Here is a 14,506-nt window from a genome sequence, read left to right as displayed (position 1 = left end):
TGAGCTGTCCCGGCCCGGGCACGTCTTCCCGCTGCGCGCGAATCCCCGTGGCGTGGGGGGGGGGGCCCCGCCCCCCCCCCCCGCCCGGGCCCCGGCCGCGTCACGCGGTGCGCGCCACGTCTCCGGCCTCGAGCCGGGCCCGCACGAACTGCGCCACGTGCGCCAGCGCGGCGCGGCTCTCGGGCATGTTCGGGAAGATCGACATGAAGGCGTGCACCTGACCGCGCCAGATCTCCAGTGTCGCGGGCACTCCCGCGGCCGCCAGGCGCTGGGCCATGATCTCGCTGTCGCGTCGCAGCACCTCGTCCTCGGCGACGATGAGCAACGCGGGCGGCAGTCCGGCCAGCACATTGTTGACCGGGGACAGCTCGGGATCGAGCCGCCCGTTCACCTCGGCGCCGATCTTGACAACCGACTCCAGCGCGGACAGCGGAATCAGCGCGTCCCTGCGCAGATTCGGATGCGCGCGCTTCTCGGTGCAGTCCAGATCGAGCGCGGGACAGAGCCCGACCAGTCCGGCGGGGACCGGCAGGCCCCGATCGCGCGCCCGCAGCGCGGTCGCGAAAGTCATGTAGCCGCCCGCGGAATCGCCCGCGAACACCACCCGGCTCGGATCTGCCCCGTGCCGCAGCAGCCAGCGGTAGGCGCTGAGGCAGTCCTCCACGCCGCCGGAGATGTCGGTCTCGGGCAGCTGGCGGTACTCCACGCTGACCACCGGCAGGCCGGTGCGGCGCGCGATGGCGGCCACCACGGGCCGGTGGGTGTCCAGACCGCACAGGAAGAAACCGCCGCCGTGCATGTACATCACCGCGCCGTCGCGCAGTGAGCTGCGCGCACCCGCCGGCCGCACGATCTCCATCCGGAAACCGTTGAGCCGCACCTCTTCCCGCTCCACGCCGCGCGGGGCGGGGCGCAGTTTGGCCAGGCCGTTCACCACGGCGGCGACGATGGGCATGTTCGAGGTGGTGACCGTGGCCATTTCCCCCATCGGCTTGATGATCCCGCGGCAGGCCAGTTCCAGAGCCTGGGAGTAACGGCTGCTGCCGTCCGGATTGATCACGGACATACCGTCATTGCTGGTCGCTGCCATAGCGCACCTACCTTCACCGCTGGGCGCGCCGAGCCGCTCGAACGGGAGTCCGCGAACAGCTCGGATACCCGGCGCGCGAGAGTCAGCGCTGACATCTCACATAGTGCTGTTTCAGAACACCACGGGAACGTGACCTACGCAACAGTTATCGACAGATCCGCATGAAGGTAAACGCGTGTGATCGAATCGCCGTCCAGCCGGAATCGGGCCGTACCTCCCCGCACCCGCGCGCGACCCAACTGGCAGACTGCTGTGACATGCGTGGAATCATCCTGGCGGGCGGCACCGGGTCGCGTTTGCACCCGATCACGCGTGGGGTGAGCAAACAACTGGTCCCCGTCTACGACAAACCGATGGTGTACTACCCACTGTCGACCCTCATGCTGGCGGGCATCCGGGACATCCTGGTCATCACCACCCCCGAGGACGCCGCAGCCTTCACCCGGCTCCTGGGAGACGGCAGCCAGTTCGGCGTCTCGCTCACCTACGTCGTACAGCCCGAACCGGACGGCCTGGCCCGGGCATTCGTGCTCGGCGCGGACCATATCGGCACCGAACCCGCCGCACTCGTGCTGGGCGACAACATCTTCCACGGCCCCGGCCTGGGCACCAGCCTGGGCCGCTTCACGCGGCTGGACGGCGGCGCGGTCTTCGCCTACCGGGTCTCGGACCCCACCGCCTACGGCGTGGTCGAATTCGCCGACGGCAAGGCCATTTCCATCGAGGAGAAGCCCAAGCACCCGCGCTCGAACTACGCGATCCCGGGACTGTACTTCTACGACAACGACGTCATCGAGATCGCGCGCGACCTGAAACCGTCCGACCGCGGCGAATACGAGATAACCGACATCAACCGGGCATACCTGGAACAGGGCAGGCTCCAGGTGGATCTGCTGCGCCGCGGCACGGCGTGGCTGGACACCGGCACCTTCGACTCGCTGCTCGACGCCGCGAACTACGTGCGCACCATCGAGGAGCGCCAGGGCCTCAAGATCGGCGTCCCGGAGGAGGTGGCGTGGCGGCTGAACTACATCGACGACGAGCAGCTGCGCGCCGTCGCCGAACCGATGGTGCGCTCGGGTTACGGTGCGTACCTGCTGAACCTGCTGGCCATGGGCCGCGATCACGCCGGATTCGACAAGCGACAGGACGAGTGAACATGCGCATTCGGGAACTCTCGGTGCCCGGGGCGTGGGAGTTCACCCCCGCCCTGCACGGCGACGAGCGCGGAGTCTTCGCCGAGGCGTTCAAGGCCTCGGAGTTCGAGAAGGCGGTGGGCCGGCCCTTCGAGCTGCTCCAGGTCAACACCTCGACCTCGGCGGCGGGCGTGCTGCGCGGCATCCACTACACCGAAACCCCGCCCGGGCAGGCCAAATACGTGACCTGTACGCGCGGCGCGTTCCTGGACGTGGTGGTGGACCTGCGGCCGGGATCGCCGACCTTCGGGCGGTGGGACAGCGTGATCATCGACGATGTGGAGCGCAAGTCGGTGTATCTGGCCGAGGGGCTCGGGCACGCGCTGCTCTCCCTCGCGGACGACTCCACGGTCATCTACCTGTGCTCGCTCGAGTACTCCCCCGAATTCGACCGGGACATGGACGCTTTCGACCCGGACCTGGGCATCGAATGGCCGAGCGTGGGCCGGGACGGCGAGCCGCTGACCTTCGTGCGCTCGCCCAAGGACGCGGCCGCGCCGCGCTTTGCCGACATGCCGCGCTGACCGCACCGGCCCGGCGCGACCGCCCGGCCCGTACGACGCAGCCGGGGCGCACCGTGTGATCACGGTGCGCCCCGGCGCTTTCGGTGGGCCGAGCTCAGGAAACCAGCTCGACCTCCAGGTTCTTGCTCTCCTGCTGCGCGGCGAGCCGAGCCCGCGTCCCGGGCAGGTAGACCGTGAGCGCGACCAGCGCGCCGACGATCGCCACCCCGGCGGCGAACTGCAGCCCCGGCAGGTAGTTGTCGAGCACCGCGGCGGGATCCGCGTCCGGGCCGTGCACCGCGCCGGAGGAGATGATCGCGGTGGTCACCGCGAGCACGATGGCCGCACCGACCTGCATGGCGGTCTGCAGCACGCCGGCGGCCAGCCCCTGCTCGTCGTCGTCGATGCCGCTGGTGGCCTGAATGTTGATGGCGGGGAAGCCGACCCAGCCGATGCCGATCAGCAGGATGGCGGGCAGCAGCACCGTCAGGTAGCCCGGCGCGGTGTCCAGGCGCAGGTACATCAGGTAGCCGATGGCCATGACCGTCAGCGTCACCGCGATGATCGGGCCGGTGCCGAAGCGGTCGACCAGCTTGTCCGAGACGAACGCGGAGGAGACCACGAGGATGCCGACCGGCAGCAGCGCCAGCGACAGGTGCAGCGGGGTCCAGCCGAGGGTGTCCTGCAGGTACAGGGTGGTGATGAACTGCCAGCTGAAGAAGGATCCGGCCACGGCGATGATGGCCAGGCTGGCCCGCCACAGGGTGGGCTTGCGCAGGATGCCGAGCCGCACCAGCGGGTAGCGCACCCGCTTCTCGACCGCGACGAAACCGGCGAACAGGGCGACGGCGGCGAGGAAGGACAGCACCGTGCGCGCCGAGAGCCAGCCGGCCTCGGGTGCGGAGACCACGGTGTAGACCAGCAGCAGCATGCCCGCGGTGGACAGCAGCGCGCCGAACAGATCGTGGCCGCCTTCGTCGGCGGGCTTGTCCTTGGGCACCAGGTAGAACGCGGCAACCAGCGCGGCGAGGGCGATCGGCACCGGCAGCAGGAAGGTCCAGCGCCAGCCGAAGCCGGTCATCAGGCCGCCGAACAGCAGGCCCATGGAGTACCCGCCCGCGCCGAACACGGTGTAGATGGACAGCGCCTTGTTGCGGGCCGGGCCCTCGGCGAAGGTCGTGGTGATGATGGACAGGCCGGTGGGCGCGGTGAACGCGGCGGCCAGGCCCTTGATGAAACGGGTCAGGATCAGCAGCGGACCGGAGCTGACCAGCCCGCCCGCCAGGGACGCGACGGCGAAGACCGCCAGCGCGATGAGGAAGACCTTCCGGCGTCCCAGCAGGTCGGCGGTGCGCCCGCCGAGCAGCAGCAGGCCGCCGTAGCCCAGGACGTAACCGGAGACGAGCCACTGCAGGGTCGAGGTCTCGAGGCCCAGTTCCGAGCCGATGGACGGCAGCGCGACGCCGATCATCGAGACGTCGAGGCCGTCCAGGAACAGCACGATGCAGAGGGTGATGAGCATGCCCCACAGCCGAATCGGCCACTGCTGGGTCTCTGCCGCTGCGGTGCTCACTGCGGAGCGGATGTCTGTGGAAGTCACGAGCGGTGACATTACATGCGCACGCATTAGTTGTCCAAACATTAAATGCGGTTGCATGATTATGGGCCGAGGACTAGGATCGGGCGCATGCCGAAGTCGACATTGCCGGTCGAACAGGCCGCCACCAGCGGTCTCGTCTCCGAGTGGCGTGATCTGCTGGCCCGGCACGCGACGACCTCCTGCGCCCTGGAAAAGGAGCTGCAGGGCAGGCATCGGATCGGGCTCAGCGAATTCGAAACCCTCGACCGTCTCATCGACGCGGGCGGGGAGAGTTACAAGATGAGTGATCTGGCCGGCGACATCCACCTGAGCCAGAGCGCGCTCTCGCGCGCGGTGGCGCGCCTGGAACGCGACGGCCTGGTCGCGCGCACCCTGTGCACGCAGGACCGGCGGGCGATCTTCGTCTGCCTCACCGACAAGGGCCGGGAAGTGCACGGCGAGGCCGCGCCGACCCACCGGGCGGTGCTGGAGCAGTCGCTACGCGATATGTGATGGCGCGCAACGCCGTAGCCGACAGGCGCGGCGCTGGAGCCGATACCCGCTACGCGATCCGCCGCGGCCGATGCCGCGGCGGCCGCGTGTTCAGCCCGCGCGCAGGGTGTCGATGAGCGGAAGCGCGTCCACCGCGATGGCAGCCACCGAGGCGAACGCCTCGCGGTAGCGCTCCACGTCGGGCTCCTTGTCCAGGTAGGACGAGCCGGTCAGCGATTCCACGTAGACCACCGGTGGTTCGTTGGCTTCGTTTGCGGCGGCGGGGAATTCGAGGAGCACGAAGCGCCCCGCGTCCATGCCGAAGTGGTAGCCGCAGTCCGCGGGCAGCAGGCGCAGGCGCACATTCGGCAGCTCGCCGAGTTTGCGCAGCCTGTCCAGCTGGCCCGCGGTCACCTCGTCGCCGCCGATGCGGTGCCAGAGCACCGCCTCGGAGATCACCACGTCCAGCCGCAGCGGCGCCTCGGCGCGGGTGAGCAGCGCCTGGCGGGCCGCGCGGACCCGCACCCGCCGATCCATCTGCTCGGCCGAGATGCCCGGATAGGCAGCGGCCAGCACCGCGCGCATATAGGCCTCGGTCTGCAGCAGGCCCGGCACCAGCTCGTTCTCATAGGTGGTGAGGCGACCGGCGGCCTCCTCGAGGCCGATGTAGACCTCGTACCCCTCGTCGATCACATCGCCGTACTCGGTCCACCAGCCGCGCGCCTTGGTTTCCCGGGCCAAGGCGGTCAACGGCGAGATGGCGTCCTCCGGAGCGCCGTAGATCCGGCACATCGCTTCGACGTCCAAACTGCGCAGCGAGGTCTGGCCGGTTTCGATCCGCCAGATCTTCGCCTCGGACCATTCCAGCCGCTGTGCCGCCACCCTCGTGGTCATCCGCGCGCGATTGCGCAGGTCACGCAGCTGCCGCCCGAGTTGCCTCCGCGGCATGGTCGAGCCGGTGATCCCCTGTGGTAGTGCCATCCCTCCCCCTTACGAGTCATGCGAGGGAAATTGTCGCACAATTATTTACGGGGCGAACGGCGTCGATAGCGCCAGAACTGCACGGCGCGAACGTCTTCCGAGAGCTGATTGACCGGTTCGGCCACATCGGAAAGCGCCTGGAACAGGTCGTCCGCCATGTCCGAGATGTGTTCCACGCGAGCGGCGAGGCGCGAGGCGTTCAGCACGAACTCCAGCAGCAGGCGCACCACCGCGGCGATGGTCAGGCCCAGCGGCACCGCGAACACCAGCGCGAACACGAGTCCGAGCCAGGTCGAAATGCGCCACAGCCCTACGGTTCCCACGATGGGGATCGCAACCGCGGCGGCCAGGCCGAGCAGGTACGCCAGCGGCAGCAGCGTGCGGGTGGCGGCGTGCTGGAACTGCACGTCCAGCAGACTCTTGGCCGCCGCGACGCTCCACGCGCCGAAAGCGCTTGGGCTGGCGAAGGGTTCGACGGGCTCTTCGGCCTGCTCCGCCTCGGCCGCCGCGCGCCTGGACATGCGCCGGGCAGCGGTTTCCTTGAAGGCCGCCCAGCGGCCGACTTCGAACTCTTCCTCGTCGAACTCCTCGAGTTCGGCTGCGCTCGTGTTCGATTGGTCGGTCATGACGACGATCCTCTCTCCCCCAGACCATTTCGGTCACGGGAAGTGTCGCCGGTGTCGCACCCCGGCGGCCGACCGACACGATGTGTTCTAGAACACTTCCCCGAATGACGCGGGCGAATCGGGGCACGGGGACGCCAGCGGCCTTGACGGCATAACTGCTGGCAGCGGCCCGCAATCACGGTTTCGTCCCAACTGGGACACGGACACTTCAGCGCCAAAATCCCCGCAAAGCGCCGCTTCGACGGGCGCAACCGAACTCGGAGAGAAAAGAACGTGTAACGGTTCGGACGTCTGGTTGCGATACGTCGCACAGAGCAGGACGTAGATCTACCGGGGAATGGAGAAACCAGTGCGTACGACGTTTTCGTCTTCCGTTATGGCGGCAGCACTGGCCGCTTCTGCGCAGGAATACACGCAGCGCGGCTGGACGGTTGCCGAGACGGCCAACGGCATCAGCCTGGTCACCGACGAGAATCTGTCGGGCATCGAGCTCACGGGAGAGACGGCCGCATTCGTGCGCCGCTTCCTGCGGGCCAATGACCTGACCGGCCCGATCATCGAGATCCCGGGGCCCGAGCGCCGCGAGATCCACCTGGTCACCGGCCTCCGCAAGGCCACCGCGGCCATCGAGGCGCTGCGCGCGGCGGGTGCGATCGTGCACACCGACGGCGCCGGCATCCCGCTGCCGCCCACCCAGCTCTTCGACGGCTCGGCCTGCTGGGGCGTGGCCCCGCACGAGGCTCGCTGGGTGCCGCCGGTCGTCGCCATCGGGGCGGGCGTTCGCGCCGCCACCAAAGGCGTCAAGCCGCAGGTGTCCCGTATCGCTTCCTGAGACCGGTCAGCTGTAGTTCCACAGCCGCGAACCGCGAGTGCACCCCGGCACCCGCGGTTTTTGGCGTATTCGGGGCACGGATGTGAAAACACGACAGCACCCGGGACTTTCGTCCCGGGTGCTGCTGTTATGTGCTCAGGCTACCGATAATCGGCGCGGTCCGCGGCGAAATCGGCCGGACACTCCGGAATGTCGTTCACGCGCTGCGCAATGCGCGGGACTCGCGGCCGCCGTGCTGCACCGGGTTCGCCCTGGGGCCGCCGGGGTGACCGCCCTGGCGCAGCAGCAATTGCTCCAGCACCGCCGTGCGGGCCGCGCGGCGATTGCGCACGCCGAGTTTGCGCAGGATCGCCGACACGTGGTGATCGACGGTCCGCACCGACAGCACCAGGGAGTCGGCGATCTCGGCATTGGTCAGGCCCGCGCACAGCAGATCGGCCACGTCGCGCTGCCGGGCGGACAGGCGGTAGACCGCCGGCGGCTCGGCCGCGGCGTTTTCGGCGGGTTGGTCCGGCAGTAGCACCGCGAGGTCGGCGGGCACCGCGCCGCGTACATCGGGCTGCACCACCGCCGCGACCTCGGGCGGGACAGCCGCCAGCCCATCCGCCGGGGAGTCGGGCGTGCGCACGAACAGGCCCGGCTCACCGCCGATGGTCAGCGCGACCACCGAACCGGCGCCCGCCGCCACCTCGTCGTACGCCCGGCGCAGCGCGTCCAGGGCCTGTGCCCGATCGAGAAACCGCATGTCCCGAGCCTGGCGGGGGCCGGGCGGAAAGTCTGTCCGCGCGCATACGCCGCCTCTGTCGGGAATCCGACACAACGGACTCGGGCCGCGGTGCGGGTGAGTCTGCTCGCTCCTGTTTCGCCTCCCGGGTTCCCGCGCGATGATGAGGTATGACCCCCGTCACGAACAGCTCGCGGACAACGACGCCCCCGGGGGCCGACGCCCCGCGGACCCTCCTTCGCACCTGCCCGCTCTGCGAGGCCGTGTGCGGGCTCGAGATCACCCTGGACGCTGCCGATCACGTCACCGCCGTGCGCGGTGATCAGGCCGATCCGTTCAGTCGCGGCTTCATCTGCCCCAAGGGCGCCAGCCTCGGGCAGCTGGACGAGGACCCCGAGCGCCTGACCGCGCCGATGCTGCGGGACCGGGCGACCAACCGCTGGCGCGCGGTGAGCTGGGACGAGGCCTTCGGGGTGATCGCCGATCGGCTCCCGCCGATCGCCGCCGAGCACGGCAATCAGGCGCTCGGGCTGTACCTGGGAAATCCCAACGCGCACACCGTCGCCGGGGCGCTCTACGTGCCGCTGCTCATCCGGGCGCTGGCCACCCGCAATCTGTTCTCCGCCAGCACCGCCGACCAGATGCCCAAGCAGGTGGCCAGCGGACTGATGTACGGCGATCCGCTGACGGTGGCGGTGCCGGACCTGGATCGCACCGACTACCTCCTGATGCTCGGCGCGAATCCGCTGGAGTCGAACGGATCCCTGTGCACGGCACCGGATTTCCCGGGGCGGCTCAAGGCGCTGCGCAAGCGCGGCGGCCGCCTGGTGGTGGTGGATCCGCGCCGCACCCGCACCGCCAAGCTGGCCGACGAGCATCTGTTCGTGCGGCCCGGAAGTGACGCGTACCTGCTGTTCGGGATCGTGCGCGCGCTGTTCGCCGAGGGGTTGACCACCGTACGCGTCGGGGTCCGCGGCCTGGACGAAGTGCGCACGGCCGCCGAGCCTTTCACCCCCGAGGTGGTGGCCGAGCGCACCGGCGTGCCCGCCGAGACCGTGCCGCGGCTCGCGCGCGAGCTGGCGGCGGCGCGGACCGCGGCCGTCTACGCGCGGATCGGCACCTGCACGGCGGAGTTCGGCACCCTCACCCAGTGGCTGGTGGACGTGGTGAACGTGCTCACCGGGAACCTGGACTCCCCGGGCGGCGTCATGTTCGCGGAGGGCGCGGCGCTGGGCATCGTGCGCACCCGCCCGTTCCGGCTCGGGCGCTGGAACAGCCGGGTCCGCGGCCTGCCCGAGGCCATGGGCGAGCTGCCGGTGGCGACGCTGGCCGACGAGATCCTCACCCCCGGCACCGGGCAGATTCGCGCCATGGTGACCGTCGCCGGGAATCCGGTGCTGTCGGCGCCGAGCAGCGCCCGCCTGGACGAGGCCTTCGCGGGACTCGACTTCATGGTCAGCGTGGACAGGTACCTCAACGAGACCACCCGCCACGCGGACGTGATCCTGCCCCCGCCCCGCATCACCCAGTCCCCCCACTACGACTTCGCCCTGCTGCAGTTCGCGGTCCGCAACTACGCCCGCTACTCCCGCCCCCTGGTCCCGCTGGCCGGCGAGCCCTCCGAGGCCGAGGTGATGGCCCGCCTGGCCCTGGCCGTCACCGGCCAGGAGCTCGCCCCCGACATGGATCCCCTGGCCACGGTCGACGAGATAGTAATCGCGGGCACCCTGCACAAGGCGGGCCTGGCCGACCGCCGCGCGGACCTGCTGGGCGACAACACCACCGAGCAGCGCGTGGACCTGATGCTGAAACTCGGCCCGTACGGCGAGTGGACCCATGAGCGGTCGGCGACGACGCCTGTGCCCGGCGAACCGGCCCGAAACGCCTCCTCCCCAGCAGCTTCCGATGCACACACCGCGGCGCGGACCGATTCGGCCGCACCCGCGACAAACACCGAAGAAGGCGCGAACTCCCACCCCGCAGCGGGATTCGACACGGCGACCGGATCGGAACCGGCCACCGGCCCCGGAGCGGCCGAAGCGTGGACATCGTCGCGCGAGAACGAGGGTGCGCCTGCCGACCCGGCCGCGAACAGTGGAGCGGTGGCAACCGCCGCCGCGACGCCTACCGCAGACGACGCGAACTCCCACCCCGCAGCGGAATTGGGCACGGCGACGGGACTCGAATCGGGCGCGGGGAACCGCGGGGCCGCCGATCCCGGTGCGGGCGAAGGGCGGGCCTCGTCCGATGTGGACGCGGGGAGCGTGGGGGGCGGCGGGGTTCCGCGTACCGACCTGAACCTGCAAGTGCTGCTGGACAACCCGCACGGGATCGACCTCGGGGCGTTGCGGCCGCGGCTGCCGGGGCTGCTGCTTACCGCGACCCGGCAGGTCGAGCTCGCGCCGGAGGCGCTGCTCGCGGACGTGGAGCGGTTGCGGGCGCGGCTGGCGGACCCCGCGCCTGCCATGGTGCTGGTCGGGCGGCGGCAGCTGCGGTCCAACAACAGCTGGCTGCACAACGTGCCGCCGCTGGTGGGCGGGTCGAACCGCTGCACGCTGCACATACATCCGGAGGATGTGGCCCGGCTCGGACTGGCCGACAAGGCGGTGGTGAAGTCCGCGGCGGGCGCGGTCACGGTGGACCTGGAACCGACCGGGGACATCATGCCGGGGGTGGTCAGCCTGCCGCACGGGTGGGGGCACGCCGGCAGCGCGCAGACGGTCGCCCGCGAACACGCGGGCGTGAACGCCAATGTGCTGACCGATGATTCGCTCGTGGACGCACCGTCCGGGAACGCCGTGTTCAACGGCGTCCCGGTGACGATCACCCCGGCGTGACACGGGCGCCGAACCGATGTCCTACCTCCGAATACTGCTGTGGCTCGTGCACGTCGCGCTGCCCGCCGCCGGACTGTGGCTGCTGGTGGCCAATCCGCACCTGGACCACGAGTACATGCACGGCGGGGTGCACTTCTGGCTGATCCTGGGCGCGGCGGTGCTCTCGCTGGCGCTGGGCGTGCTGCTGCTGCGGGCCGCCCGCGCCCGCCGCGACATGCGCCTGATCCTGGTTTCGCTGGTGTTCCAACTCAATTCGGGCTTCCTGGGCCTGCACGCGCTCGCCACCCCGGGCATCATCCTGACCGAGTCGAACGTGGGATTCACCGGCGCGGTGCCGGTGGGGCTCATGCTCGGCGGGGTGGCGGCGCTGGCCTCGGTGGCCGAGTACGGCCCGACGGCCTGGGCGCACCGCTTCATCGACGTGCTCGCGGCCCTGCCGCTCACGCTCATGGGCGTGTGGGCGCTGCTGTCGCTGACCCGGGTGCCGCCCTTCGACGCGCATCCGAGCCCGGACGAGGTGCAGGGGCCGCTGGTGGCGGCGGCCTTCCTGGGCGGGGCCTGCTATCTGGTGGCCGCGGGCACCTACGCCTACATGTACCTGCGCAATCGCAGCACCGTATTGCTCAGTGTGCTCACGGCTTTCGTCCTGCTGGCCGAGGCGATGTTCGCGGTCGGCTTCGGGCGCAGCTGGCGGGTGACCTGGTGGGAATGGCACGTCCTGCTCGGGGTCGCGTTCCTGCTCATCGCGGTCAGCGCGCATCGCGCGTTCCGGCGGGAGGGTTCCGCGCGCGGACTGTTCGACAGCGTGACCCAGCGCAGCACGGTCGCGGCCATCCAGCGCGATTACGCGCGGGCGCTGGAGGAGATGGTGCTCGCGCTGGATCAGCGCGCCACCGGCGGCGTCCGGCCCGACGAGCCGCTGGGCGTTGTGGGACAACAGCTTTCCCGGCGATTCGGGCTCACCGAACGCCAGGTGGCGGTGTTGCAGCAGAGCGCACGGGCGGTCGGTGACGAGCGCGAACAGGTGCGGCGACTGGGCGCGCTGGTCGCTGTCGGCGAGCGCGCCACCGTGATTCGCGGTGAGCTCGAACTGCTGGCGGAGATCCAGCGGCTGGCCAACGTCGCCTTCGATCGGGATCGGGTGCGCATCGGCGTGCAGCGTCAGGGCAGGCTGTACTTCGACGACGGTCGGCCGCCGAACCCCGCCGCGTTCGTCTTCCCGTTGACGGTCAAGGGAATTCGGTCCGGTGTGCTGGAACTGACGCGCGCGGGGAACGGCGAGCCCGGGCAGCTCGGCCCCGCCGAGCACGCGGTGGCGCGCTCGTTCGCCAGCCAGACCTCGGTGACGCTGGAGAACGCCCGGCTCTACCAGCAGCTGGACGGGCTGTTCCGGTCCTACATGTCGCCGCAGGTGGCGACCGCGCTGATCGCCGATCCCGCGCAGGCCGGGCTGGGCGGAGAGGTACACGAGGTCAGCGTGCTGATGGCGGATCTGCGCGGGTACACCCCGTTCGCCGAACAGGCCGGGCCGGTGCGGGTCATGCGCATGCTCAACACCTACTACGGCGCGATCGTGCCGGAGATCCTCGCCGAGGGCGGCACCGTGGTGCAGTTCGTGGGCGACGCGGTGATGGCCATCTTCAACGCGCCGGTGCGCCAGCACGATCACGCGCTGCGCGCGGCGCGGGCCGGCCTGGCGCTGCAGCGGGCGACCGCGGCGGTGCGCGAGAGCACCGAGGGCGCGAACGGCCGCGGCCCGGCCGGCGCGGGTGCGGCCTGGCCGATGTTCCGGGTCGGGGTGAACACCGGCCCGGCCATCGTCGGGAATGTGGGTGCGCGCGAGATGCGCAACTTCACCGCTATCGGCGACACCACCAATCTCGCCGCGCGCCTGGAGGGTTTGGCCGAGCCCGGCACCGTGGTGGTCGGCCCGCTGACCCGCGAGCGCCTCGGCGCCGCCGCGCGGGTGCACTGCCTCGGAGATTTCGACATCAAAGGTAAGAGTCTGCCGGTGACGGCGTTCCGGCTGGAAGGACTGCGATGAAAACCGTGCCCGCGCGGGCTGTTCGGCCGAGGCGGTCGCGATGGTGATGGAATTCCCACTGCTGGAAGGTCTCTCACCGGTCGAGCGGCGCGAGTTCATCGCGGCCTGCACGCCGCGCAGGTTCCGCCGGCGCGACATCGTCTGTCACGAAGGCGATCCCGGCGATTGCGTGCACCTGATCACCGGCGGGCGGCTGGTCGTGCGCGTGACCACCCCGCTCGGTCACACCGCCACCCTGACCATTCTCGGTCCCGGCGACATGTTCGGCGAGCAGGCGCTGCTGAGCCCGGACGCCCGGCGCACCGCCACCATCGTGGCCGTCACCGACGCCACCACCCTGACCCTGAATCGGTCGCAATTGGAGCGGCTGCGCCTGCAGCATCCGCAGGTGGAGCGGTTCCTGACCACCTCGCTCGCCGCCCAGGTCCGCCGGCTGTCCGCCTCGGTGCTGGAGGCGCTCTACCTGCCGGTGGAGACCAGGGTGCTGCGGCGGCTGGCGCACCTGGCCCGGGTGTACGCCGACGGCGCCGGCACTCCCGCGCTGATCAACCTGACCCAGGAGGACCTGGCGTCGATGGCGGGCACCACCCGGGCCACCGCCAACAAGGTGCTGCGCGAACTCGAGGATCAGGGCGTGGTGCGCCTGAGCCGGGGCGCGGTCACCGTGCTGGATCCGGCGCGGTTGGCCACACGCGCCCGATAGCGCGCTGTGCACGCACCCGAATCCCCATTCCGCACATTCAGCGCATCGACAGCAAATAGACGAAAGACTCTTGCGGAAGCTTTCATTCGGGAGGATCGTCGATCGGGAAGGCTCGCCCGGCTTCCGACTACCCGGCCCCACCAGGGCCGTTCTGCCGGTTCACGCCATTCGGCACACCAATATAGTTAAACCGTATAGGGTTTCGGGTGGCCGTTGTTCGTGGCCGAGCCTCTTCCATCCGGTATTCAGCTACCAAAGGGGGCGCACGATGCCCGGTATCAGAAACGGCAGCGATGGCGAACGGGAACTACAGGAGCGCTACGGCACGCGCGATCGCGCGGACCGCTTCTACTCCGATCAGATGCGAACCCGGCTCAACGCCACCATGATCGAATTCATCGGCCGGATGGATATGGCCTTCATCGCGACCGCCGACAAACACGGCGAGTGCGACAACAGCTTTCGCGCCGGAAAACCCGGCTTCCTGCACGTCATCGACGACGGCACCCTCGCCTACCCGGAGTATCGCGGCAACGGGGTGCTGGCCAGCCTCGGCAATATGCTGGAGAACCCGCACATCGGCATCCTCCTCATCGATTTCGTGCACGACCTCATCGGCCTGCACATCAACGGGACCGCCCGCATAGTCGACGACACCCTCATGCGCCGCTGCGTCGCCGGCCTGCCCGCGGACGATCGCGGCCGCCGCCCCGAGCGCTGGGTCGTGGTGGATGTGCAGGAGTGCTATATCCACTGCCGCAAGCACATTCCGCACCTGGTCCCGGCCCAGCGCGAATCGCGCCAGTGGGGCACCGACAACGTCCGGGCCAAGGGCGGGGACTACTTCCACGCCAAGGCCGACGCGGAACAGGACGCGCTGGTCGATCACTGACCCCGCG

At 70.0% G+C, this 14,506-nt stretch carries 13 protein-coding genes; 8 read left to right on the top strand and 5 right to left on the bottom strand.

Features of this window, described 5'->3' with window-relative positions:
- Positions 1-100: 100 nt before the first annotated feature.
- Positions 101-1,090 (bottom strand): alpha/beta hydrolase, encoded by a 990-nt coding sequence (locus ABZ319_RS12670; protein ID WP_354986509.1) that lies wholly within the window; start codon positions 1,088-1,090, stop codon positions 101-103.
- Between the two features lie 257 nt (positions 1,091-1,347).
- Between ABZ319_RS12670 and rfbA the strand changes: the two genes are divergently transcribed.
- Both rfbA and ABZ319_RS12660 read left to right on the top strand, forming a co-directional pair.
- Complete coding sequence (gene rfbA / locus ABZ319_RS12665) at positions 1,348-2,247, top strand: glucose-1-phosphate thymidylyltransferase RfbA (RefSeq protein ID WP_354986508.1); 900 nt, start codon at positions 1,348-1,350, stop codon at positions 2,245-2,247.
- A gap of 2 nt (positions 2,248-2,249) precedes the next feature.
- Positions 2,250-2,810: a dTDP-4-dehydrorhamnose 3,5-epimerase family protein gene (locus ABZ319_RS12660; protein WP_354986507.1), complete on the top strand. Its 561-nt coding sequence runs from the start codon at positions 2,250-2,252 to the stop codon at positions 2,808-2,810.
- Between the two features lie 94 nt (positions 2,811-2,904).
- On the opposite strand, the gene ABZ319_RS12655 is transcribed toward ABZ319_RS12660, so the two are convergent.
- Entirely contained in the window at positions 2,905-4,389 is a 1,485-nt protein-coding gene (locus ABZ319_RS12655; RefSeq protein WP_354986506.1) for an MFS transporter, read from the bottom strand.
- Between the two features lie 87 nt (positions 4,390-4,476).
- On the opposite strand from ABZ319_RS12655, the gene ABZ319_RS12650 reads away from it, so the two are divergent.
- Positions 4,477-4,881, top strand: a complete 405-nt coding sequence (locus ABZ319_RS12650; RefSeq protein ID WP_354986505.1) for a MarR family transcriptional regulator — start codon at positions 4,477-4,479, stop codon at positions 4,879-4,881.
- Between the two features lie 90 nt (positions 4,882-4,971).
- Here the strand turns inward: ABZ319_RS12650 and ABZ319_RS12645 are convergent, their stop codons facing one another.
- Both ABZ319_RS12645 and ABZ319_RS12640 read right to left on the bottom strand, forming a co-directional pair.
- Entirely contained in the window at positions 4,972-5,841 is an 870-nt protein-coding gene (locus ABZ319_RS12645; RefSeq protein ID WP_354986504.1) for a helix-turn-helix transcriptional regulator, read from the bottom strand.
- Positions 5,842-5,882: 41 nt separating this feature from the next.
- Positions 5,883-6,467: a DUF4282 domain-containing protein gene (locus tag ABZ319_RS12640; protein WP_354986503.1), complete on the bottom strand. Its 585-nt coding sequence runs from the start codon at positions 6,465-6,467 to the stop codon at positions 5,883-5,885.
- Between the two features lie 337 nt (positions 6,468-6,804).
- On the opposite strand from ABZ319_RS12640, the gene ABZ319_RS12635 reads away from it, so the two are divergent.
- On the top strand, positions 6,805-7,299 hold the full coding sequence (locus ABZ319_RS12635) for a hypothetical protein (protein ID WP_354986502.1): 495 nt from the start codon (positions 6,805-6,807) through the stop codon (positions 7,297-7,299).
- A gap of 196 nt (positions 7,300-7,495) precedes the next feature.
- On the opposite strand, the gene ABZ319_RS12630 is transcribed toward ABZ319_RS12635, so the two are convergent.
- The gene (locus tag ABZ319_RS12630; protein ID WP_354986501.1) at positions 7,496-8,044 is read right to left on the bottom strand and encodes a LuxR C-terminal-related transcriptional regulator; all 549 of its coding nucleotides are present in this window, start codon (positions 8,042-8,044) and stop codon (positions 7,496-7,498) included.
- Positions 8,045-8,193: 149 nt separating this feature from the next.
- Between ABZ319_RS12630 and ABZ319_RS12625 the strand changes: the two genes are divergently transcribed.
- The 4 genes from ABZ319_RS12625 (at position 8,194) to ABZ319_RS12610 (ending at position 14,499) form a co-directional block, all read left to right on the top strand.
- A complete protein-coding gene (locus ABZ319_RS12625) occupies positions 8,194-10,860 on the top strand; it encodes a molybdopterin-dependent oxidoreductase (RefSeq protein WP_354986500.1) in 2,667 nt (888 codons plus the stop codon).
- A 16-nt stretch (positions 10,861-10,876) separates the two neighbouring features.
- Positions 10,877-12,904 (top strand): adenylate/guanylate cyclase domain-containing protein, encoded by a 2,028-nt coding sequence (locus tag ABZ319_RS12620; RefSeq protein WP_354986499.1) that lies wholly within the window; start codon positions 10,877-10,879, stop codon positions 12,902-12,904.
- A 40-nt stretch (positions 12,905-12,944) separates the two neighbouring features.
- Positions 12,945-13,607, top strand: coding sequence for a Crp/Fnr family transcriptional regulator (locus ABZ319_RS12615; RefSeq protein WP_354986498.1), 663 nt, complete (start codon positions 12,945-12,947; stop codon positions 13,605-13,607).
- Positions 13,608-13,875: 268 nt separating this feature from the next.
- Positions 13,876-14,499 (top strand): pyridoxamine 5'-phosphate oxidase family protein, encoded by a 624-nt coding sequence (locus ABZ319_RS12610; RefSeq protein ID WP_354986497.1) that lies wholly within the window; start codon positions 13,876-13,878, stop codon positions 14,497-14,499.
- Positions 14,500-14,506: the final 7 nt, after the last annotated feature.

The sequence above is a fragment of the Nocardia sp. NPDC005978 genome (assembly GCF_040614455.1).
Taxonomy (GTDB): Bacteria; Actinomycetota; Actinomycetes; order Mycobacteriales; family Mycobacteriaceae; genus Nocardia.
This window is presented reverse-complemented; position numbering and strand designations above follow the sequence as displayed.